The following is a 21,153-nucleotide window of genomic DNA, read 5'->3' as shown; positions in this document are numbered from 1 at the left end:
TCGTCGTACCGGTCAGGCCATCCAGAAGAAGACGGCGGTCATCCGCTTGTCCTCCAGGGTGGTGCCCCAGTAACCCGTGGCGCTGTGCATCAGGTTCGCGGAGTAGAGCAGCAGCCGGTTGTAGCGGTGGGGGACGCTGATGTCCTCGGTGAAGGAGTCCGGGGGGACGAAGCGGGTGCCCAGGGCGTCGACCAGGTTGTCGTGGGGGGCCAGGACCTGGTTGCCGCCGAGCCGGCCGCCCGGGAGGCTCTGGCGGTAGAAGCTGGTGCCGCAGTCCTTGGGGGCGTCCGGGCTGAGGTAGAGCACGGCGGCGTAGCGGCACAGGCTGCGGGAGTCGGTGTGCGGGCGGGGCTCGCACTCGTCCTTGCCGACGACCTGGACGCAGTTGTGGTTGAAGGTGCCGGCGCGGTCCGGGTCCACGGACCAGATCCGGGGGGCGCCGGTGGCCTTGCGCACCAGCCGTTCCACATGGGCGAGTTCGTCCGGTTCCAGGCCCGGCATGGCCCGCAGGCCCGGCCAGGGCTCGGGATTGACCGGGGCGCCCTGGACCCAGTCGTCCTTCGCGAGGCACCGGGCGCGGACGGCGCCGATGTCGGGCAGGACGTCGTCCAGGACCCAGTAGTCGCGGCCCCGCGTCGGCTTCCGGTAGGGGAGGACCGGCAGTCCGGCGGGTCGGGAAGGGGGACGGCCGGGGGGACGGATGGGGGAATGTGGGGGGTTGAAGGACATGCCGGGAACGCTAGTTCGGTACCGGGATGGGGGCGCCAAAGCCCCGGCCAAGGCTCCGACAAGAGATGGTGTGCGCGAGCCCATGGAAAGGAAAGGGCGCCCCCGCGCGGGGGCGCCCTTCACCTCGTCGGTACGGATCAGGCGGAGGGGACGATCCGGCCCCGGACCTCGCCGAGGGCCACCCGGGTGCCGTCCGCGCCCGGCGCCCAGGCCGTCAGGACGACCTCGTCGCCGTCCTCCAGGAACGTCCGCTTGCCGCCCGGCAGGTCGAGGGCGTCGCGGCCGTTCCAGGTGAGTTCGAGGAGCGAGCCGCGCTGGTTCACCTCGGGCCCGGACACCGTGCCGGAGCCGTACAGGTCACCCGTACGGAGCGAGGCGCCGTTCACCGTCATGTGGGCGAGCTGCTGGGCCGCCGTCCAGTACATGGAGGAGAACGGTGGCTCGGCCACCACCTCGCCGTTGATCTCCACCGAGATCCGCAGGTCGAAGCCGCCCGGCTCCTCCTCCGCCGCGTCGTCCAGGTACGGCAGCAGCGGGAAGTCCCGCGCGGGCGGGGCGGTCCGGGCCGCGTCCAGGGCCTCCAGGGGCGTCACCCACGCCGAGACGGAGGTCTGGAACGACTTGCCGAGGAACGGGCCGAGCGGCACGTACTCCCAGGCCTGCACGTCCCGCGCCGACCAGTCGTTGAGCAGCGTCAGACCGAAGACGTGCTCCCGGAAGTCGGCCAGCGGGACCGGCTTCCCGAGCTCGGACGGGGTGCCGACGAGGAAGCCGACCTCCGCCTCGATGTCCAGCTTCACCGAGGGGCCGAAGACCGGCGCCGGGTCCGACGGGGCCTTGCGCTGCCCGGAGGGACGTACGACATCGGTGCCGGAGACCACGACCGTGCCCGCGCGACCGTGGTAACCGATCGGCAGGTGCTTCCAGTTGGGGGTGAGCGCGTCGCCGTCCGGGCGGAAGATCTTGCCCACGTTCGTCGCGTGGTGCTCGCTCGCGTAGAAGTCGACGTAGTCCGCGACCTCGTACGGCAGGTGCAGCGTCACCGCGTCCAGCGGGTGCAGCAGCGGCTCGATGTCCGCCCGGTGCGCGGGCACCGTCACCCAGGCCGTCAGCGCCCGGCGGACGTCGCGCCAGGCGGTCCGCCCGGCCGCGAGCAGCGGGTTGAGGCTGGGCTGCGCGAGCAGCGTCGCGTACGGGGAGCCGAGCGCGTGCGCCGCGGCACCCGCGTCCAGGACGTGCCCGCCGATACGGACGCCGAGCCGGCGCCGCCCGGGCTCGTCGGCGGTCGAGAAGACGCCGTACGGGAGGTTGTGCGGGCCGAAGGGATCGCCCTCGGCCAGATCGAGCGGGCTGTGCTCGGACATCGGTGCGTGCCTCGCTTTCCACGTGTGTGGGGGACACGTTACGGGGCGGGCCGCCGGGCGCGGATGACATGGATCACACAGAAACCGCGGCCTCCGTGGGCAACTGTCCGCATTCACGCGGTTTGTGTCGCGAGCGGGCTCCGAACACCCCTGCGAGCTGCGGAAACAAGGCTCCCCAAGGACCCCTTCCACCCCTACGATCAGGCTGGTGTCGCGCCGCGTGAAGTAGCCGCGGGCGCGCGCCCACCACCATTCTTCGCTGTCTTTCTCTCTGACCAGGAAAAGGTCCGCAACGTGAAGATCCGCCGCATTCTGGCGACCGCCGTGGCCGCCGCCGTGACCACCCCGGTCGTGTTCCTCTCGGCCGCTCCGGCGTTCGCCGACGCCAAGCCGTCGGCGCCGTCGACGCAGAAGCCCGCGACGCACGAGGACGACCCCGAGGACGACATGCCGTCCCTCGAGGAGCTGAAGGCCGCCGTCGCGCTGGCGCAGAAGGAGTACGACGAGGCCGTCGTCGACCTCGACAAGGCCACCACGGACCGGAAGGCCCTGGACAAGGCCGACAACGTCCTCGTCGTCGCGGTCGCCGACGCCCAGAAGGCCGCCGACGAGGCCGCGGCCAAGAAGACCGCGGCCGACGAGGCGCTCGCCAAGGCCGAGGAGGCCAAGCGGGTCGTCGACGCCGACACCGCGGCCACCGAGGAGCAGAAGACGGCCGCCGCCGCTGCCGTCACCGCCGCGAAGACGGCCGCCGACGAGGCGGCCACCGCCAAGACCGCCGCCGACGCGAAGCTGACGGAGGCCACGGCCGCCCTCACCGCCGCCAAGGACGACGCCGACGGCGTGGTCAAGCTCGCCGAGAAGGTGAAGAAGGCCGCCGCCGAGAAGCTCGACGAGGCCAAGGAAGAGCTGGCGTTCTACGAGGAGATCGGGGAGGAGTGCGAGGAGGACTCCGCCGTGAAGGTCGCCGTCAGCGGCCCGAAGACGGTCACCGCCGGTGAGCCCACGGTCTTCTCGCTGCGCGTCACCAACACCTCCGACCACACCCTGGACGTCGTCAACGCCTTCACGAACGCCATGCGGCTCCCCGAGCCCGGCACGGAGATCGACGAGGAGACCGACTTCGCCAAGTACGTCATCCCCGTCGAGTGGTCCTCCGCCGACGTCCTGGAGTGGACGCCGATCACCGAGGAGTTCCAGTCCATCGAGGTCGGCAAGCTCGCCAAGGGCGCCAGCTACGACGTGAAGCTGCGCCTCACGGTCGACGCCAAGGCCCCCGCCGGCAAGGGCATGCTCTTCAGCTACGGCGAGTACGAGAACAACGACGGCTCCTGCGGCATCGGCGCCGACTTCGCCGACCTGAAGTTCGGCATCCTCGCCGCCGACAAGGGTGACAAGCCGACGCCGAAGCCGTCGGAGACGACCCCGGCCCCGTCCGCCACCACCGGCGGCAACACGAACACCACCCAGCAGGGCGGCTCGTCCAACACGCCCGTGAACGGCAGCCTCGCCGCCACCGGTGCGAACGACACCCTGCCGCTCGGCTTCGCCGCCGCCGGGGCCGTCGCCCTCGGCACCGGCGCGCTGGTCGTCGCCCGCCGCCGCAAGGCCGGCGCGAACGCGTAACCAGGCCTGCGATCCCCCGTACGCGCGCGCGTTCAGCCCGCCGTACGGGGGATCCGCCGTTCCCAGGTGCGGTGGAAGACGACCTCGCCGCCCTCCCGGCACACCACCTCGTTCTCGGTGCGGAAGGTGTCCGCGTCGCAGGAGATCTCCGAGCGGGTGTCGACGGTGACGTCCCAGGCCAGTTCGGGCCGGTGCAGCCGGATCGTCCACTCCGAGCGGGTCCGGGCGGACAGCGGGCCGCTCTCCTCGATCGTGTAGGTCTCCACGGCGTCCTCGGTGTACTCCAGGCCGTCCGGGTACACGCGCGTGCCGCCGTACTTGGGGTCGACCTCCAGCCTCCACTCGCCCTTCGCCACGTCCCGGACCACCACCCGCTCCGGGCGCGGCTCCTCCAGGGTGGCCGGGTACGCGACCCCGAGGGGCGCGGACTGCTCCGGCTCCTCCCACTCGACGGCGTCCTGGGTGTGCGCGCGGACCGGGAGGGTGAGGGAGGAGCCGGCCGGGTCGAGGGTGAAGCCGGCGGCGTCGGGCTGGGGCCAGATCCACGGCCAGTACGTGGAGGAGACGGCGAGCCGGACCCGGTGGCCGGGCGGGAAGGTGTGCCCGATGCCGTTCAGCTCGAAGACGAGGCTCTCGGTCTCGCCGATCTGCGCCTCGACGGCCCGGTCGCGGCCGTAGCGGGCGGAGAAGTTCAGGGCGCCCCGGGTGACGAGCGTGGAGGAGCCGTCCGGGGCGATGTCGCAGAGCCGGGCGATCACCTGTCCGGTGGGGGCGGCGGTGCGCACGGCGAGGCTCACGGAGGGCCGGCCCAGGATCTCGATGGGGACTCCGCCCTCGGAGGACTCGGGGACGGGGAAGTCGAAGCAGGCCGAGTGGGCGTCCTCGTCGCGCTGGTCGGGCGGCAGGTCGGCGTCGTTGCCGAAGGGGAAGAAGCGGCCGGCGTCGATGCCGGTCTGCTGGGGCGAGTCGACGACGACCGGGGCGCCCTGGAAGCCGTACGTGACGGGGGTGACGTGCGGGGAGGGCCAGGCGGGGTCGGCGACCCAGCGGCCGGGCAGCTCCTCGTAGACGGTGGCCGGCGGGTGCGAGTCGCTGATCCAGGAGCGCAGCAGCGGCTCGGCCATCACGTCGTTCTCGGTGCCCTTGAGGTGGTGGTCCCACCAGCGCAGGGTCTCCTGGAGGAAGCCGATCGCCGGGCCCGGCGGCAGGCCGCGGTCGGGGTACTGGTGGGACCAGGGCCCGATGATGCCGCGCACCCGGTCCTGGGGGAGGTGTCGGGCGAGCCGCAGGACGGTGTCGCGGTACGGGTCGTGCCAGCCGCCGACGGCGAGGACGGCGGCCCGGATCGCCCCGTAGTCCTCGCAGACGCTGCCGTGCCTCCAGTACGCGTCCCGGGTCTGGTGGGCGAGCCAGGTGTGGATGAGCGGCTCGACGGCCTCCAGGCGCTCCAGCCACAGCTCGCGCCACTCCTCGCCCATGTACTGGGGGTCCGGGGGGCGGGAGACGAAGGCGAGCATGGTGGCGGCCCAGGCGTGCATGTCGACGCCGAGGACCGAGCCGCCCATGTAGTGCACGTCGTTGTCGTAGCGGTCGTCGGTGGAGCAGACGGTGACGACGGCCTTGAGCGGTTCGGGGGCGAGGGCGGCGACCTGGAGCGCGTTGAAGCCGCCCCAGGAGATGCCGAACATGCCGACCTTCCCGGTGCACCAGGGCTGCTCGGCGAGCCAGTTCACGACGGCGACGCCGTCGGCGAGCTCGACGGGGTCGTACTCGTCGCCGGGCAGGCCCTCGCTGTTGCCGTGGCCGCGGACGTCGACCCGTACGGAGGCGTAGCCGTGGCCCGCGTACCAGGGGTGGCGCTGCCAGTCGCGGGGAGCTGTCCAGTCGGTGAGGCGGTACGGCAGGTACTCCAGGAGGGCCGGTACGGGTTCGTCGGTGAGCGGGCGCCACACGCGCGCGTACAGCCTGGTGCCGTCCGGCAGAGGGATGCGGAGGTCCTCGTGGCGGGTCTCGTACGGGAAGTCGGTACGGATCTTCATCGCGGCTCCCTAGGGGACGGGGTGCATCGTGCGGCGCAGCCAGGGCGCCAGGGCGAGGGCCGTGGCGACCGCGCCGACCACCATCCGGCGTACCGCCCGGCGCGTCGCCTCGGGCGGGAGGGCGAACTCGGCGGAGTGCTTGCGTCCGGCCGGGTGACGGCGGCCGGCGACGTACAGGCCGGAGAGGCTCAGCAGACCCCGTGGATGCCCGAGGAAGGCGCGGTCGTCCTTCGGGGGAGGCAACTCGCCGTTCGTATCGGTGTCGATCGCTGTTCGGGACAAAACGCCTACTCCTGGTCGTATGAGCTGATCCCGAACATACCGGGGGTGACGGGAAGGCGCCCACGGTGATCGAAAGGTGACCGGATACGCTGGCTTGAGTGAAGCGAGCGACACATCGACAATCCATGTGATCGTCAACAGTCCATGTGAACAATCCGTGTGATCGTCAGTAGGCGTCAGCAGACAGGAGACCCCCTCGTGACCGTCGTCGGGCCGTTCGGTCTTAGCGTGCGGGACCAGGCTCTTGAGGCCGATGTCCAGACGGGTTTGGCGGCTGTGGAGGCGGGCCTCCTGGACGCCACCAAGAGCGATGTCCCCTTCATCACGGAGGCCGCTCAGCACCTCGTCCTGGCCGGCGGTAAGCGGTTCCGCCCCCTGCTCGTGATGCTCGCCGCCCAGTTCGGCGACCCCTACGCGCCGGGCGTCGTGCCCTCCGCCGTGGTCGTCGAGCTCACCCACCTGGCCACGCTCTACCACGACGACGTCATGGACGAGGCCGACGTCCGGCGCGGCGTCGACAGCGCCAACACCCGCTGGGGCAACTCGATCGCCGTCCTCACGGGTGACTTCCTCTTCGCCCGCGCCTCGCACACGCTCGCGGACCTCGGTCCCGAGGCCGTACGCATCCAGTCCGAGGCGTTCGAACGGCTCGTCACCGGCCAGATCCTGGAGACGGCCGGCCCGATGGACGGCCGCGACCCCGTCGACCACTACCTCGACGTCCTCGGCGGCAAGACCGGCTCCCTCGTCGCCGTCTCCTGCCGCTTCGGCGCCATGATGTCCGGCGCCGACGAGAGCGTCGTCGACATCCTCACCCAGTACGGCGAGCGCCTCGGCGTCGCCTTCCAGCTCGCCGACGACGTCCTCGACATCGCCTCCGACTCCCACGAGTCCGGCAAGACCCCCGGCACCGACCTCCGCGAGGGCATCCCCACCCTCCCCGTCCTCCACCTGCGGGCCGCCGCGGCCGCCCACGGGCGCCCGGAGGACCTGGAGCTCGTCGCCCTGATCGACGGCGACCTCGGCGACGACGAGCGGCACGCCGAGGCCCTGCGCCTGCTGCGCGCCCACCCCGCCCTCGAGCAGGCCCGCCGGGACACCGTGCGGTACGCCGAGGAGGCCCGCGCGATGCTGGCGCCGCTGCCCGACGGCTACGCGAAGGCGGCGCTCGCGGAGATGTGCGACGCGGTCGTCCACCGGGCGGGCTGAGGCCCGTCCGGCGCCTCACGGCCCGAAGACGGCGAAGGGGCTCCCCGCCCGTGGCGGGGAGCCCCTTCGGGCGTTCAGCGGCGGTTCGGGCGCCGCGGCACCGGGATCACGGGTCGATGATCACGGTGCAGGTGTACTTACCGGGCGCCAGGCCGTTGAACGACGCCGAGGTCGGGGTGGTGGAGGACGGCGTCAGCTGCGAGCTGTTGGTGCAGGTGAACGTGGACTCGGTGGCCCCCGGGTCCTGCGGAGTGGCGGTGAGCGTCAGGTTCGTCAGCGGCGTGTTCCGGAACGTGACGGTGCTGCCGTGGAAGGAGGGGTCCTGGCAGGTCGCCCCCTCGGTCACGGGGACGATCTTGTCCGCCTCGCCGCTGTAGCCGACGGGGACGACCTCGTGCACGGTGTAGCTGCTGCCGACGGGCAGGCCGTCGAAGCAGACCGTGGCGTCGCCCATGTCGTCGATCGCGGTCTCGCCGGACTTGGTGGTGCCCAGGATCGTGAACGTGACCCCGGGGTGCGGGCGGGTGTCGTCGCCATGGCCCGCGATCTTGCGGACCTTGGTGACCTTGATCGCGCCCGTCTTCCGGGTGTCGGTCAGCGGGCCGACCTCGACCGTGCTGCTGGCGTCGACGTGGACGGGCTCGTCGGGCGCCGGTTCGAAGCCGTTGGGGGTCTTGCTCTCGTGGGCGACGTAGTCCCCGGCCGGCACGTTGTTGATGGTGCAGCTGCCGTCGGCCAGGGTCGTGCACTTGAAGGTGGTCGGCTGGCCGTTCTGGTAGAGCGTGAACTCGGCGCCCGCGAGCGGGGCGCCGTCGTCGTCCTCCTTGAGGATCTTGACGCTGCCGCAGTTGCTCACCCGGATCGACTGCGGCGCGATGAAGTCCTTCAGCACCGCGTTGAACGACTGCGACGCCCGGCTCTTCAGGTACGCCGACCCGAAGGTCGTGCAGGTCGACCCGGAGCCGAGGATCTCGTCCAGGTCGAGCTGGGCCTCACCGAAGGTGCGCACGCTGAGCGAGCCCAGGCCGTCGGCGTTGACGGCGTCGATCGCGGAGGTGTTGATCCCGCCGGTGGCGTCGCCCTGCGTCGACAGGACCTGCGCCGGACCCCACCCGCTCCCCGTCCACCTGCGCAGGGACAGGTCCAGGGTCGGGTCGGGGTTGTTCACGGTCGCCTGGGGCAGGTCGTACTGGACCAGCAGGTCGCCCGCCGTGCGGACCTTGGTGACGCCGTTCGAGGAGGTGGTCGAGCTCTGGTTGAACTCGAAGTCCATGTTCGTGGAGCCCGAGGGGTCCTGCACACGGGTCCAGTACAGGTTCAGGAAATTGCGGCCCGCGGCGGTCTTCTCGGTGTAGATGCCGAACGTCTTGAGGTCGCTCTTGTTGTTCGGGATCGAGCCGGTGCCGATGGTCGGCGGCGACGTGTCGTTCTCCTTGGTGCCCTCGACGAACGAGTTGTCGTTCTGACCCGACGGCAGGTCGTCCTTGCGGTGCTCCTGGTTGTCGCCGGTGCCCTGCGGAATGCTGGCCCAGTCGTCGCCGCCGTGGTCCACGACCAGGTTGGCGTTCTTCTCGATCTCGAAGTTGCTGCCGTCCAGGCTGATCGTGCCGGGCAGAGGCGCGCCCGATGCCTGCAGCGCCGGGGCCAGCGTGGCCGCCATGACGGCCGCCGTCGCCATCGCGCGGACGACGGACTTGCGCGTGCGGCGCCCTGGGGGATTCCAGGACCGTACTGATCCGATCACTTCGGATTCTCCTCGATTAACGGTGGTGTGCACCCGGCTCACGACAAGGGAATGCCACCGGATCTCTCGCCGGTGGCGGAGGTGGGCCTCGATCAAGGTAGATCTGACAGCGATCGGAGATGCTCAGCGACGCCTGCGACGATTAGGTGAATCCGGCGGATGCGGCGCCCGCGCTTTTCAGCTGGAAATTTCCTCGGAATAATAGGCCGACAACATCGGCGGGATTGATGGCGGGGAAGGGTGAAAGAGCCCGGCCGGTCCGGCAGCGGTCCGCCGTGCGGGCCACGGAACCTAGGGGTGGGTCATCCCGTAGGAGTAGGCCAGGTTGATCCCGCGGGCTGACGATTCCGGGCCTCCGAGTTGGTGAGATGGAGTCATCATCCACAGGGGCAGCACGGTACGGAGGTAGCGGAGACCATGGCAGAGACCCGTAAGGCGAGCCGGTTCATCGTCCCGGTCGCGGTGGCCGGAGTGGCCGCGGCGACCATCGGGCTCGTCCCGGCGCTGGCGGCGTCCGGCGACCCGGACCTGCCGGAGATCACGGCACAGCAGCTCATCGAGAAGATCGCCGCCTCGGACACCCAGACCCTGTCCGGCACCTTCAAGATCTCCACCGACCTGGGTCTGCCGGCCCTCGACGGTCTGGCGTCCGGCCTCGGGGGCCTGGGCGGCGGCGACGGCGGCCCCTCCTCGGCGGACCCGTCCGAGAAGCTCACCGAGCTCGTCTCGGGCAGCCACACGCTGCGCGTGGCGGCGGACGGCCCCGAGCGCCAGAAGCTCACCCTGCTCGACGGCTCCGACGAGTACAGCCTCATCCACAACGGCGACGACGTCTGGGCCTACGACAGCAAGTCGAACGAGGTCTTCCACGAGAAGGGCGCGGCAGGCGAGGGCGAGAAGGCCGACGCCGAGAAGAAGCTCCCGGGCTCGCCCAAGGAGCTCGCCGACGAGGTCCTGAAGGCCGCGGGCGACACGACGTCGATCACGGTCGACGGGACGGCGAAGGTGGCCGGCCGGGACGCGTACCAGCTGGTGATCAAGCCGAAGCAGGCCGGTTCCACGGTCGAGTCGGTGAAGATCGCGGTGGACGCGGCCAACGGCACCCCGCTGAAGTTCACCCTCTCCTCGGTCGAGGGCGGCAAGCCGGTCGTCGACGCGGGCTTCACGAAGGTCGACTTCGGGAAGCCGGCCGCCTCGGAGTTCACCTTCACCGCGCCGAAGGGCGCGAAGGTGACGGAGGGCGCGGCGGAGAAGGCGACGGACTCCGCGGAGGACCTGCCGAAGGGCTTCGAGGAGGGCCTCGGCCTCCCCGGCCTCGGAGCGGGCTTCGGGAAGGACGGCGGCATGAACGTCATCGGCGAGGGCTGGACGGCGATCGCGAAGCTCGACACGGGCGCTCCGGCGCCGAAGACCGACGAGGCGCCGAAGGAGATCCAGGGCTTCCTGGACTCGTTCGGCGACAAGGTCAGCGGCAAGTTCGGCTCCGGCACCGTCTTCAAGACGAAGCTGGTCAACGCGCTCCTCACCGACGACGGCAAGGTCTACGTCGGCGCGGTGACGAAGGACGCGCTGGTGGACGCGGCGAACGCCGGTAAGTAGCAGACGAGTTGGGACCCCGGGCGGGTCGGGGGCGAAATTCACCGACCCACCCGGGAGTTTCTGCGGTTACGGGAAGGTCAGCTTGAAGCCGCTGATGTAACCCGTGTCGATCGAGGCCTTGTCCTGGACGCGGAGCTTCCAGGCGCCGTTGGCGACCTCGGAGGAGGCGTTCACGGTGTACGTGGTGTTGATGTTGTCCGCGCTGCCGCCGGCCCGGTTGGACAGGCTGTAGACCGAGCCGTCGGGGGCGATCAGGTCGACGACGAGGTCACCGATGTAGGTGTGGACGATGTCCACGCCGACCTTGAGGGTGCTCGGCGCGTTCCCGGTGATGCCCGTGACGTTCACGGTGGAGGTCACCGCGGCGCCGTTGTCCGGGATGGAGACGTCGGCGGTGTTCTCGAAGACCGTGCCCGTCGGCGGGGTCGTCGTCCCCGTGGACAGGTTCCAGATCGCGTACGCGATGGCGTCCGCGTTCCGGTCCAGGGCGGTGTCGTTGATGTTCGCCGTGGTGTCGCAGGACGAGTGGTAGCAGCGGTCGAAGGCCTGCCCGGCCGTGCCGCCCCACTTCTGCGCCTGGGCCGAGGTCTTCGTGTAGTCGGCGCCGGAGAAGAGGCCGCCGACCGGGATGCCCACGTTCTTGAAGGGCGCGTGGTCCGAGCGGCCGTCGCCCTCGGTCTCGATCTCGGTGGGGATGCCGAGCCCGGCGTAGTAGTCCTTGAAGGTCTGCTCGATCGTCGGGTCGTCGTCGTAGACGAAGTAGCCCGGGTTCGGCGAGCCGATCATGTCGAAGTTCAGATAGCCGCTGATCTTCGAACGCTCGGTGCTGGGAAGGTTGTTGACGTAGTACTTCGAGCCGACCAGCCCCAGCTCCTCGGCGCCCCACCAGCCGAAGCGCAGGTGCTTCGTCGGCTGGAGCTGGGCGCGGGAGACGGCGAGCGCGGTCTCCAGGATCGCGGCGGACCCGGAGCCGTTGTCGTTGATGCCGGGGCCCGCGGTGACCGAGTCCAGGTGCGAGCCGGACATGATCACCTGGTTCGGGTCGCCGCCCGGCCAGTCGGCTATCAGGTTGTAGCCGGTGGCGCCGTTGTAGCTGAACTGCTGGAGCGTGGTGGTGTAGCCGGCGGCGTCCAGCTTCGCCTTCACGAAGTCGATCGAGGCCTTGTAGCCGGTACGGCCGTGGGCGCGGTTGCCGCCGTTGGCGGTGGCGATCGACTGGAGGTCCGCCAAGTGCTGCTTGACGTTGGCGAGCGGGATGTCGGGCGCGGCGACCGCGGCCGGGTCGGCGGAGGCACTGGTGCTGCTGAGCCCGGCGAGGGCGAGCGCCGCGAGGGCGGCGACCGCGGTGACGCGTCTGGGCACGGAGAGGTTCATGTGGGGGCTCCGGATTCCGAACGGGGATGGGACGGAACGTGCGAGACGCCTCGGGCGTGGGTGCCACGAGGCGGCTGGAGCTGTGCGGTTGCGCGATGGTTCAGTTGTGCGTTCGTTCGTGTGTGCGTGCTGAATGTTCAGTGAGAGTTTGACTCTGCGTCAAGAGCGGAAACCGGTCAGGTGCGTTCGCTCAGCGGACGGCGGCCTCCCCGCCGTCGCGGCGGGTCATGGCAGGGCGGTCGAGGATCTCGACGTACACGATCCGGCCGTGGACGACGTCGATGTTGAGCATCCCCCTGTCGGCGAGCAGTGGTACGCAGCGGTGGCCCTCGCCGTACGGGGTGCCCGGCCGGTGCTCCGAGGTGCGGATGCTCTGGCAGAAGTCGTCGGAGCAGCCGCACTCTCCGTGCAGCCGCACGTCCCGCACGACGATGGACAGCTCTCGTTCGCCCTCCTCTTCGAGGAGCCGGACGAGCTCGGCGACGAGTTCGGGGTACACCTCGCGGACGAGCGGCGGCTCCGGAGGCGGGGGCGCGGTGTTCACGCCGGGGAGTCTGGCGGTCTGGCGGCGTCGCGGCATCCCGTTTTCGGCCGGTGGCGTGACTCGGGGGCATGGTGGGACGGTGTGGGACGGCCGGCGGACAGGGCGTGGACATGACCTACGCTGCTGCGCGTGGACGGAATAGATCTCGGCAACGGAATCGTCGGCGCCATCCTCGGAGTGGTCTTCGCGACGCTCTTCCAGCAGTGGACCCAGGACCTGTGGTTCAAGGTCCGCCGCCGCTCCGCCGGTGTCGTGCGCAGCCTCACGTACCGGCAGGAGCAGGGCCGCGCCTGGGCCACGTTCTCCCTCGGCCCGCTGCACACCCCCGCGCTCATCGTCGAGGGCGACGGTGACCGGGCCATCGCCGCCGAATCCGTCCACGTCCAAGTTCTCGGCGGGGAAGTCGAGTTGCCGGAGGAGATCGCCGGCTGGCGCACCGAGATCGAGGCCGAGGAGGAGCGTGCCGCCGAGGCCGGCGAGCGCCGGCCCGTCTGGAACGGACCGCGGTACGCCGTCGAATCCGTCGAGGTGACTCGTACCGCCCTCGACGAACAGTCCGAGGTCCACCTGCGGCTGAAGCCCACCGACTACTACACCTTCCTCGCCGCCCAGCAGCTCGACCGGCGCCTCCCGGACGGCACCACCCCACGAGGCCGCTATCTCGACCCGGACGCGCCGCTCACCGCGCCCGCGTTCCTCCAGTGCAGCTTCGCCGTCAACATCGCCGTCGTCACCGCCGACCACCTGCTGGTCGTGAGCCGCCGCAGCGAGCGCGTCCGCATGGCGCCGGGACTCTGGAACTCCTCGGTCAACGAGGGCCTCTCGCGCCACATCGACTCCGCCGGACGCAACGCCCCCGACCTGCACGCCGTCGCCCGCCGGGGCATGCGCGAGGAACTGTCGATCGAGCCGCACGAGTACTCCCTCTCCCTGCTCGCCTTCGTCCTCGACGTCGGCAAGCGCCACTGGAGCGCCCACTTCTACGCGCGCCTCGACGATCTGACGGGCGACCAGCTCCAGGCGCGGATGAGCAGGGGCGTCGCGGACCGGTGGGAGCACGAGACGATCGAGTACGTCCCCTTCCGCACGGCCGACGTCACGCGCTACCTCCTCTCCCCGGAACGGCGCCACCGCTGGGCTCCGTTGGCCCCGTCCCTCTTCCATCTGGCCCTGGTCCACGTGCACGGCCGGGCGTCGGTCGAGCGGGCGGAGGCGCAGGCGGTGCGGCGGGTGTAGAGGCCCGGTCGCTCGTGCGAAACGCGCCCGGGGGCGGGGCCTCCCCGGACGCAGGACATGCCGGGAAGAGAAAGGGCGGCGGGCGGGTTCAGTACGGCTTAGGGTCGGCCTTCCGGTCCACCGTCCCCTCCGAAGGAGCGCACGCACATGAAGATCGCCGTACTGGGAACGGGTGAGGTCGGGCGCAGGCTCGCCACGAAGCTGGTCTCGCTCGGGCACGAGGTGGCCCTGGGGTCCCGTACCGCCGACAACGCCGACGCCGCCAAGTGGGCCGCCGAACACGGCGGCGCGCACGGGACCTTCGCCGATGCCGCCGGCCCCGCCGAACTGGTCGTCAACGCGACCGGCGGGTTCGTCTCCCTCGCCGTCCTGGAGGCCGCGGGCGCCGAGAACCTGCGCGGCAAGGTCCTGGTCGACGTGTCCAACGCGCTCGACTTCTCGGAGGGCTTCCCGCCCAAGGTCGGCCTCCCCGACGGCCGGAGCGTCGCCGAGCACCTCCAGAGCGCCTTCCCGGAGACGCGCGTCGTCAAGACGCTCAACACCATGACCAACACCGTCATGGTCGAGCCCGGCCGGGTCCCGGGACACCACAACGTCTTCCTCAGCGGCGACGACGCGGACGCGAAGGCCGTGGTCGCGGAGCTGCTCGCCTCCTTCGGCTGGGCCGCCGACCGGATCATCGACCTCGGCGACCTGTCGAGCGCCCGCGCCACCGAGCAGCTCCTGCCCCTGTGGCTGCGGCTCTACGGGTTGCTCGGCACGGGCGACTTCAACTTCGGCGTCGCGGGAGCCTGAACCCGCAGGTGGTCCAGGAGGCCCTCCGGCTCCGGGTAGGGCCTCTCCTGCGGCAGGAGCCCGGCGGCCGCCTCCAGGTCGCCGGACCTGACCAGGCCGTGGACCTCGTGGGCGAGCGCCGTCACGTCGGTGATCGAGACCGTCCACTCGTCCGCGTACCGGCGCGACGCCTCGCCCGACAGGCCGAGCTGGAGCGAGCGGTGCGGGAGGGGCCGGAGGTGCGGATCGCGCTCCGGGTCCCACTGCACCCGGGCCGGCGCCTGCTTCAACTGCCGCTTCCAGGACGCCTGGTCGGTGTGGAAACCACGCTCGTAGTGGGAGAGGCAGGCGTTCCGCAGGGCCCACTCGAAGCCCTCGCGGCTGATCTCCACGGCGAGGACCGTCTCCTGGCCCTCCTTCGTCCCCCAGCCGCAGCGGTACATCATCCAGAGGAACGACGGCTTGATCCACGTCATCCGGTCCCGCTTCCAGACGTCCGGGAAACGGCCGTCGCGGGCCGCGGGCAGCCCGATCTCGGGCCGGTACGCCTGGTAGACGGTGACCGTGCGCTCGGAGTGGAGCGCGCGGATCCGGTACTTCGGTTCTTCCATGCGCCTCAGGGTGCGGGGACCACCCCCGGAAGGGCCACCGGATTTCGCGCTGCGAGCAAGGTCACGGCCTGAACCGCCCGGTACGCCCCTAATGTGGAGGGATGAACGATGCGCCCGGCTGCCCGCTGACCGACGTCGCCGCCACGTACATGCCCCGGCTCTCTGAGTTCTCCTTCGAGCCCGGGCTCGTGGCCGCCGTCGACCAGCACGCGGCGGCCGTGTGCGACGCGCTGGTCCCGGCCCGGCGGGGCCCGGAGGGCCGGACGGTCCGCCGGGAGGAGCTCGCCGACTACGTCCTCGGGTTCACCGACCGGCTCTCCGAGGCCGAGTGGACCGAGCCCGTCGGCCACGACTTCGCGACCCTGCGCCTGACGGCGGTCTGCTGGCTGATCCGGGAGCACGACCTCCTGGACGCGTGACCCTCGTCAGGAGGCGGAGGTCACCGTGGTCGCGGGAGCGGTCTCCGTACGGGACGCGGCGGCCGCCGCCTCCATCTCCGCGCGGCTCTTCCGGGCGGTCCGCAGCGCGTCCCAGGTGAGGAGCGTCAGGGCCAGCCAGACGAGGGAGAAGCCCGCCCAGCGCTCCGCCGGCATCTCCTCGTGGAAGTAGACGACCCCGAGCAGGAACTGGAAGGTCGGCGCGAGGTACTGGAGGAGGCCCAGCGTCGACAGCGGCACGCGGATCGCCGCCGCCCCGAAGCAGACCAGCGGCGCGGCCGTGACGATGCCGGTGGCGGCGAGCAGCGCCGTGTGGCCGGCGCCGTGGTGCCCGAAGGCCAGGTTCCCCTGGGTCCCGAGCCAGACGAGGTAGGCGAGGGCGGGCAGGAACTGGACGGCGGTCTCGGCGGCGAGGGACTCCAGGCCGCCGATGTTGACCTTCTTCTTCACCAGGCCGTAGAGGGCGAAGGAGAAGGCGAGGGTGAGCGAGATCCACGGCGGCCGCCCGTACCCGATCGCCAGCACGAGCACGGCCGAGAGGCCGACGCCGACCGCCGCCCACTGCGCGGGGCGCAGCCGCTCCTTCAGCACGAGGACGCCGAGGGCGATGGTGACGAGCGGGTTGATGAAGTAGCCGAGGGAGGCCTCGACGACGTGGCCGGTGTTCACGGACCAGATGTAGAGGCCCCAGTTCACCGTGATGACGGCGGCGGCGAGGGTGATCAGGCCGAGCTTGCGCGGGCTGCGCACGAGCTCGGGTATCCAGCTCCAGCGGCGCAGCGCGAGCAGCGCGATGCCGACGAAGGCCAGGGACCACACCATCCGGTGGGCGAGGATCTCGATCGCGCCGGCGGGCTTGAGGAGGGGCCAGAAGAGCGGGACCAGTCCCCACATGCCGTAGGCGCCGATCCCGTAGAGCAGTCCTGCTCGTCCCTCGTTCTTCTCCGTCTTCACCGGACCTCCCGCCCTGTGCGCCGCGCCTGTCCTGTCGAAGGTAGCGCCGCACGGGGCGGGTTGTCATGCCCGTATCGCCATACGGTCATGACAGCTTTACGAGGCGGCCAGCGCCTCCTTGATCGACTCGGCGATCGGGGTGGTCGGGCGGCCGATCAGCCGGGCCAGGTCGCCCGTCTGGAGGGCGAGCGCGCCGAGCGCGACGGCGCGGTCGACGTCGACGAGGATCTCGGCGAAGGGCGCCGGGACCCCGGCGCCGGTGAGGATCTCCAGGTGGGTCGCGGCGGGGACGTCGCTGTGCACGATCTCCCGGCCGGTCTGGGCGGCGACCTCGGCCGCGTACTCGGCGAGGGACCAGGCGGTGTCGCCGCTCAGCTCGTACGCCTTGTTCAGGTGCTCCTCGGCCGGGCCGGTCAGGACGGCGGCCGCGGCGGCCGCGTAGTCGGCACGGGAGGCGGAGGCGATCCGGCCCTCGCCGGCGTTGGCGACGACGGCGCCGTGGGCCAGGACCGGGGCGAGGTTCGCGGTGTAGTTCTCGGAGTACCAGCCGTTGCGGAGGAAGGTGTACGGCAGGCCGGACGCGAGGATCAGCTCCTCGGTCGCCTTGTGCTCGTCGGCGAGCGTGAAGTCGGCCTCCGGGCCGCCGAGGACACCGGTGTACGCGAGCTGGGCCACGCCCGCCGCCTTGGCCGCGTCGATCACGGCACGGTGCTGGGCGACGCGCTGCCCGACCTCGCTGCCCGAGATCAGGAGCACCCGGTCGCCGGCCTCGAAGGCCTCCGCCAGGGTCTCCGGACGGCTGTAGTCGGCGATCCGCAGCTCGACCCCGCGCTCGGCGAGGTCGGCGGCCTTCGCCTTGTCACGGACGACGGCGACGACGGACTCGGCGGGGACGGCGGACGCGCCGGAGAGGAGGGCGTCGACGACGAGACGGCCGAGCTGTCCGGTGGCTCCGGTGACGACGATGCTCATGATGCTTCCTACTTCCCGTGGGGTGCGGTGGGGCGATGCGCTCACCCGATGCACTCACCGTACGGCGGGCGCTAACCTTTCGTAAGTACCCACTTTGAAGTAAGGTACTGGTATGGGAGTAAGCAAGCCGCCGAACGTGAACGAGCCGATGTGCCCCTCGCGCCTCGTCCTGGAGCACGTCACCAGCCGCTGGGGCGTCCTCGTCCTCGCGGCCCTCCTGGAGCGCTCGTACCGCTTCAGTGAACTGCGCCGCGAGATCGGCGGCGTCAGCGAGAAGATGCTGGCCCAGACCCTCCAGACCCTGGAGCGCGACGGCTTCGTCCACCGCGACGCCAAGCCCGTCATCCCGCCCCGCGTCGACTACAGCCTCACCCCCCTCGGCGAAGGGGCCGCCCGCCAGGTCTGGGAGCTCGCCCGCTGGACCGAACAGCAGGTCGGCGCGGTCGAGGCGGCCCGTGAGCGGTACGACGGGGCGCGTCGCGAGAGTGCCACCGCTTCGTCCCAATGATGTTGTGGTCCAGGTGAGTTGGGTCGCCAGGCCGTACGATCTGCTCACCGATCGGGGGAATCCGTGAAGACCGTGGGGGAGCTGTGGCGTACGGGGACCGAAGACTGCTGCGTGCCTGCTGTGCCGTGATGGTGGGCGGGCTGATCGCGACCGGATGCAGTAGCGGCGGCGAGGGGAGGAAACCCGACGGCAAGAGCGGTACGAGCGCGACGGCGGCCCCGACCAAGGCCCCCGCCCCGACTCCCACCCCCACGCCGACCGCCCTCGACTTCACCCCGGACCCGAAGCGCGCGCCGAAGACCGAGGCCGAGGCCAGGCGTCTCGCCCTCGCCGTCGTCGCAGGTCCCGACGCCTGGGGCCCCGAGTACGTCAAGCGCAGCCCGTACCTCAGCGACCCGGAGTACTGGCCCGTGCTCGACGAGACCTGCTCCTGGGAGACCGGCAGCCGTCCCTCGACGGTGCTCTACAGCGTCACCGCCTACAGCGAGATCCCGGCCGCCGGCGGCAAGGGCAACCTGCGGGTCGCCTCCACCGTCACCGTGCACCGCACCGAGACCGACGCCGACTGGGAGATGGCCTCCACGCTCGAAGAGGCGCTGCGCTGCCCCGACCAGCGGCTGCGCGCCGGCGAGCGCATCTCCGGGCTCATCTCGGTCGGCAACGCGTTCGGCAGGGACGGCATGTACACCGCCCACGACTCCCTCGGCGAACGCGGCTTCTACGAGCGCGACGACGTGAAGGGGAAGCAGCAGTACGGCTGGACCCAGTCCCGCATCGGCCAGGTCACCGTCGCCACCGTCGTCAAGGCCGCCCCCGGCTATGCCGAGCAGGCCACGCCCACGACCACGGGCACGGTCCAGCCCCAGGTCAATGCCCTCATCACCATGCTGCAGCGCGTCAAGGAGCAGTTGGAGGTCCAGTCGTGAGCACTGCCGCCCCGCAGCCGGGACCCCAGCCCGGCGACCTCCAGCCCCTGCTGCCCTCCGACCCGTCCACGATCGCCGGATACCGGCTCCTCGGCCGCCTCGGCGCCGGCGGCATGGGCGTCGTCTACCTCGGCCGCACCGCCGCCGGCGAGCTCGCCGCCGTCAAGGTCACCCACGCCGACCAGGCCGACCAGCCCGACTTCCGGGCCCGCTTCCGCCGCGAGGTCGAAGCCGCACGGCGGGTCTCCAGCCCCTGGGCCGTGCCCGTCACCGGCGCCGACCCGGACGCCCCCGAACCCTGGATGGCCACCGCCTTCGTCGCGGGACCCTCCCTCGGCGAGGCCGTCACCGCGCACGGCCCGCTGCCCGAGCGGTCCGCCCGCCTCCTCGGCTGGTCCGTCGCCCGCGCCCTCGCCGCCGTGCACGCGGCCGGGCTCGTCCACCGGGACGTCAAACCCGGCAACGTCCTCCTCGCCGTCGACGGCCCCCGCCTCATCGACTTCGGCATCGCCCGCAGCACCGGAGAGACCGCGCTCACCGCCACCGACATGGTCGTCGGCACGCCCGGCTTCCTCGCCCCCGAGCAGGCCGAGGCCCGCACCGACGCCATCGGCCCGCCCGCCGACGTCTTCGCCCTCGGCTGCCTCCTCGCCTACGCGGCGACCGGCCGCCCGCCCTTCGGCACCGGCGCCGTGGACGCCCTCATGTACCGCACCGTCCACGACGAGCCCGACCTCACCGGCGTACCCGAAGGACTGCTCGACCTCGTCCGGGCCTGCCTCGCCAAGGACCCGGCCGCCCGGCCCACGGCGGCCGAGGCCTGCGTACGGCTCGTCGAGGACACCCCGCGCGACGGCGCCGAGTGGCTGCCCGCGCCCGTCGTCCGGACCATCGCCGAACGCTCCGCCCGGATGCTCGCCCTCCCCGAGATCGACACCACCGAGCCCGGCACGCCCCCCGTCCCGCCCGCGAAGAGCCGGCGCGGCTTCCTGCTCGCCGCCGGCGGCGCCGTGCTCGCGGTGGGCGGCGGCAGCATCTGGGCGGGTCTCGGGGACGGCCGGGAGAGCGCGGGCGACGGCAAGAAGACCCCGCCGCCCCGCACGAGCTGGACGATCGGTGTCCTCGCCGACCTCTCCGGACCCGCCAAGGCGATCGGGCAGGCCCAGGAGCGCGGCGCGCGCCTGGCCGTCGAGCAGTTCAACGCCCGCAAGGACAAGCCCTTCACGCTCGAACTCAAGGTGGTCGACGACCGGAGCGACGCGGCCCGGGCCGTGGAACGCGCCAGGGTCCTGACCACCGACCCGGGGGTCGTCGCCGTCCTCGGTGCCACCACCGACGCCGTCGGCCTGGCCGTCCTCCCCGCCTTCGAGGAGGCCGGTATCCCGCTGATCACGGTCTCGGCCGGATACAACCTGCTCACCCTGCGGCCCGACGGGAACGTGCCGAACGAGACGGTCCTGCGGGCCATCCCGAGCCACATCTTCGCCGGCGCCCACCTCGCCTTCGCCGCCACCCTGCTGCCGAAGATCAGCCGTCCCGGCGTCCTGGAGGACCGGATCGAGGACTCGTACAGCTGGCAGCTCACCGGCGGCGTGCGCTTCGGCTTCGGACAGGCCGGGATCACCCCGCACTACCGGGTCGTCCCGGCCCGGGCCCGGGCGCGCGACTACCGCCGGGTCCTCGGCGAGATGATCGACGCCGGCATCGACGCGTACATCCACTGCGGAATCACCGAGACCGCCGTCCTCGCGGCCCGCGCGCTCACCGAACTCGGCTTCACCGGGCCGAGGTTCACCGGCCAGCACGTCTTCGGCCAGGACTTCGTCGAGCAGGGCGGGGCGGACGCCGAGGGCTGGTTCGTGTGCGCGCCCGTCGCCGACCCCGCCACGCTGAAGACGGCCGCCGCCTTCACCGCCGCCCACCGCAAGCGGTACGGCACGGCCCCCGTGTACTACGCGGGCGAGTCGTACGACGTGGTCACGATGACGCTCCAGCAGCTCGCGGCCGACGCGAAGGCCGGCCGCAAGCCCGCCCGGAAGGGGCTGTGGTCCGCGCTGCGCAAGCAGAAGTACACCGGCGCGATGGGGGGTTACACCTTCAACGAGACAGGCGAGCTGAGCCCCGGCGGCACCTTCGTCTTCGTCGTGCAGAACGGCACGTACAAGCCGGTGGGCGCCGCACCCCTGATGCCGAACAAGCCCGCGCGGAACAAGAAGAAGGCCTGA

At 71.5% G+C, this 21,153-nt stretch carries 18 protein-coding genes and 1 pseudogene; 9 read left to right on the top strand and 10 right to left on the bottom strand.

Annotated features, from left to right (window positions below; translation table 11 throughout):
- Window positions 1-12 precede the first annotated feature (12 nt).
- Together AC07AW_RS05565 and fahA are read right to left on the bottom strand one after the other, a co-directional pair.
- Window positions 13-729 (bottom strand): DUF6445 family protein, encoded by a 717-nt coding sequence (locus tag AC07AW_RS05565; protein WP_478814153.1) that lies wholly within the window; start codon window positions 727-729, stop codon window positions 13-15.
- Between the two features lie 137 nt (window positions 730-866).
- A complete protein-coding gene (gene fahA / locus AC07AW_RS05560; RefSeq protein ID WP_478814152.1) occupies window positions 867-2,093 on the bottom strand; it encodes a fumarylacetoacetase in 1,227 nt (408 codons plus the stop codon).
- A gap of 294 nt (window positions 2,094-2,387) precedes the next feature.
- On the opposite strand from fahA, the gene AC07AW_RS05555 reads away from it, so the two are divergent.
- Entirely contained in the window at window positions 2,388-3,719 is a 1,332-nt protein-coding gene (locus AC07AW_RS05555) for a peptidase (RefSeq protein ID WP_478814151.1), read from the top strand.
- A 32-nt stretch (window positions 3,720-3,751) separates the two neighbouring features.
- Here the strand turns inward: AC07AW_RS05555 and AC07AW_RS05550 are convergent, their stop codons facing one another.
- Window positions 3,752-5,758: a CocE/NonD family hydrolase gene (locus AC07AW_RS05550; protein ID WP_478814150.1), complete on the bottom strand. Its 2,007-nt coding sequence runs from the start codon at window positions 5,756-5,758 to the stop codon at window positions 3,752-3,754.
- A gap of 36 nt (window positions 5,759-5,794) precedes the next feature.
- Window positions 5,795-5,977, bottom strand: a pseudogene (locus AC07AW_RS05545) (peptide MFS transporter); the annotation flags it as partial.
- A gap of 261 nt (window positions 5,978-6,238) precedes the next feature.
- Between AC07AW_RS05545 and AC07AW_RS05540 the strand changes: the two are divergent.
- A complete protein-coding gene (locus AC07AW_RS05540) occupies window positions 6,239-7,249 on the top strand; it encodes a polyprenyl synthetase family protein (RefSeq protein WP_392151127.1) in 1,011 nt (336 codons plus the stop codon).
- A 106-nt stretch (window positions 7,250-7,355) separates the two neighbouring features.
- On the opposite strand, the gene AC07AW_RS05535 is transcribed toward AC07AW_RS05540, so the two are convergent.
- Window positions 7,356-8,993 carry an MSCRAMM family protein gene (locus AC07AW_RS05535; protein WP_478814149.1) on the bottom strand — a complete coding sequence of 546 codons (1,638 nt, stop codon included), beginning with the start codon at window positions 8,991-8,993 and terminating at the stop codon, window positions 7,356-7,358.
- 417 nt (window positions 8,994-9,410) lie between these two features.
- Here AC07AW_RS05535 and AC07AW_RS05530 point away from each other — a divergent pair, with 417 nt between their 5' ends.
- The gene (locus AC07AW_RS05530; RefSeq protein ID WP_478814148.1) at window positions 9,411-10,592 is read left to right on the top strand and encodes a LolA family protein; all 1,182 of its coding nucleotides are present in this window, start codon (window positions 9,411-9,413) and stop codon (window positions 10,590-10,592) included.
- A 66-nt stretch (window positions 10,593-10,658) separates the two neighbouring features.
- Here AC07AW_RS05530 and AC07AW_RS05525 read toward each other — a convergent pair whose 3' ends face one another.
- Window positions 10,659-11,966 carry a M28 family peptidase gene (locus AC07AW_RS05525; RefSeq protein WP_478814147.1) on the bottom strand — a complete coding sequence of 436 codons (1,308 nt, stop codon included), beginning with the start codon at window positions 11,964-11,966 and terminating at the stop codon, window positions 10,659-10,661.
- A gap of 190 nt (window positions 11,967-12,156) precedes the next feature.
- Window positions 12,157-12,510 carry a hypothetical protein gene (locus AC07AW_RS05520; protein ID WP_478814146.1) on the bottom strand — a complete coding sequence of 118 codons (354 nt, stop codon included), beginning with the start codon at window positions 12,508-12,510 and terminating at the stop codon, window positions 12,157-12,159.
- Between the two features lie 129 nt (window positions 12,511-12,639).
- Here AC07AW_RS05520 and AC07AW_RS05515 point away from each other — a divergent pair, with 129 nt between their 5' ends.
- Window positions 12,640-13,746, top strand: a complete 1,107-nt coding sequence (locus AC07AW_RS05515; RefSeq protein ID WP_478814145.1) for a hypothetical protein — start codon at window positions 12,640-12,642, stop codon at window positions 13,744-13,746.
- A 147-nt stretch (window positions 13,747-13,893) separates the two neighbouring features.
- Window positions 13,894-14,541 carry an NADPH-dependent F420 reductase gene (locus AC07AW_RS05510; protein WP_478814144.1) on the top strand — a complete coding sequence of 216 codons (648 nt, stop codon included), beginning with the start codon at window positions 13,894-13,896 and terminating at the stop codon, window positions 14,539-14,541.
- On the opposite strand, the gene AC07AW_RS05505 is transcribed toward AC07AW_RS05510, so the two are convergent.
- A complete protein-coding gene (locus tag AC07AW_RS05505) occupies window positions 14,490-15,131 on the bottom strand; it encodes a DUF4291 domain-containing protein (protein ID WP_478814143.1) in 642 nt (213 codons plus the stop codon). The two genes, AC07AW_RS05510 and AC07AW_RS05505, sit on opposite strands and share 52 nt — an antisense overlap.
- Window positions 15,132-15,232: 101 nt before the next feature.
- Between AC07AW_RS05505 and AC07AW_RS05500 the strand changes: the two genes are divergently transcribed.
- Window positions 15,233-15,550, top strand: coding sequence for a DUF6401 family natural product biosynthesis protein (locus AC07AW_RS05500; protein ID WP_478814142.1), 318 nt, complete (start codon window positions 15,233-15,235; stop codon window positions 15,548-15,550).
- Window positions 15,551-15,556: 6 nt separating this feature from the next.
- Here AC07AW_RS05500 and rarD read toward each other — a convergent pair whose 3' ends face one another.
- Together rarD and AC07AW_RS05490 are read right to left on the bottom strand one after the other, a co-directional pair.
- Window positions 15,557-16,462, bottom strand: a complete 906-nt coding sequence (gene rarD / locus AC07AW_RS05495) for an EamA family transporter RarD (protein WP_478814395.1) — start codon at window positions 16,460-16,462, stop codon at window positions 15,557-15,559.
- A 156-nt stretch (window positions 16,463-16,618) separates the two neighbouring features.
- Window positions 16,619-17,494 (bottom strand): SDR family oxidoreductase, encoded by an 876-nt coding sequence (locus AC07AW_RS05490; protein WP_478814141.1) that lies wholly within the window; start codon window positions 17,492-17,494, stop codon window positions 16,619-16,621.
- A gap of 112 nt (window positions 17,495-17,606) precedes the next feature.
- Between AC07AW_RS05490 and AC07AW_RS05485 the strand changes: the two genes are divergently transcribed.
- The 3 genes from AC07AW_RS05485 (at window position 17,607) to AC07AW_RS05475 (ending at window position 21,153) form a co-directional block, all read left to right on the top strand.
- Window positions 17,607-18,002: a winged helix-turn-helix transcriptional regulator gene (locus tag AC07AW_RS05485; protein ID WP_392151118.1), complete on the top strand. Its 396-nt coding sequence runs from the start codon at window positions 17,607-17,609 to the stop codon at window positions 18,000-18,002.
- Between the two features lie 83 nt (window positions 18,003-18,085).
- Complete coding sequence (locus AC07AW_RS05480) at window positions 18,086-18,928, top strand: hypothetical protein (protein WP_478814140.1); 843 nt, start codon at window positions 18,086-18,088, stop codon at window positions 18,926-18,928.
- A complete protein-coding gene (locus tag AC07AW_RS05475; RefSeq protein WP_478814139.1) occupies window positions 18,925-21,153 on the top strand; it encodes a protein kinase domain-containing protein in 2,229 nt (742 codons plus the stop codon). The genes AC07AW_RS05480 and AC07AW_RS05475 overlap by 4 nt, the downstream gene beginning before the upstream one ends.

This window comes from Streptomyces sp. NPDC044003 (assembly GCF_056435185.1).
This window is presented reverse-complemented; position numbering and strand designations above follow the sequence as displayed.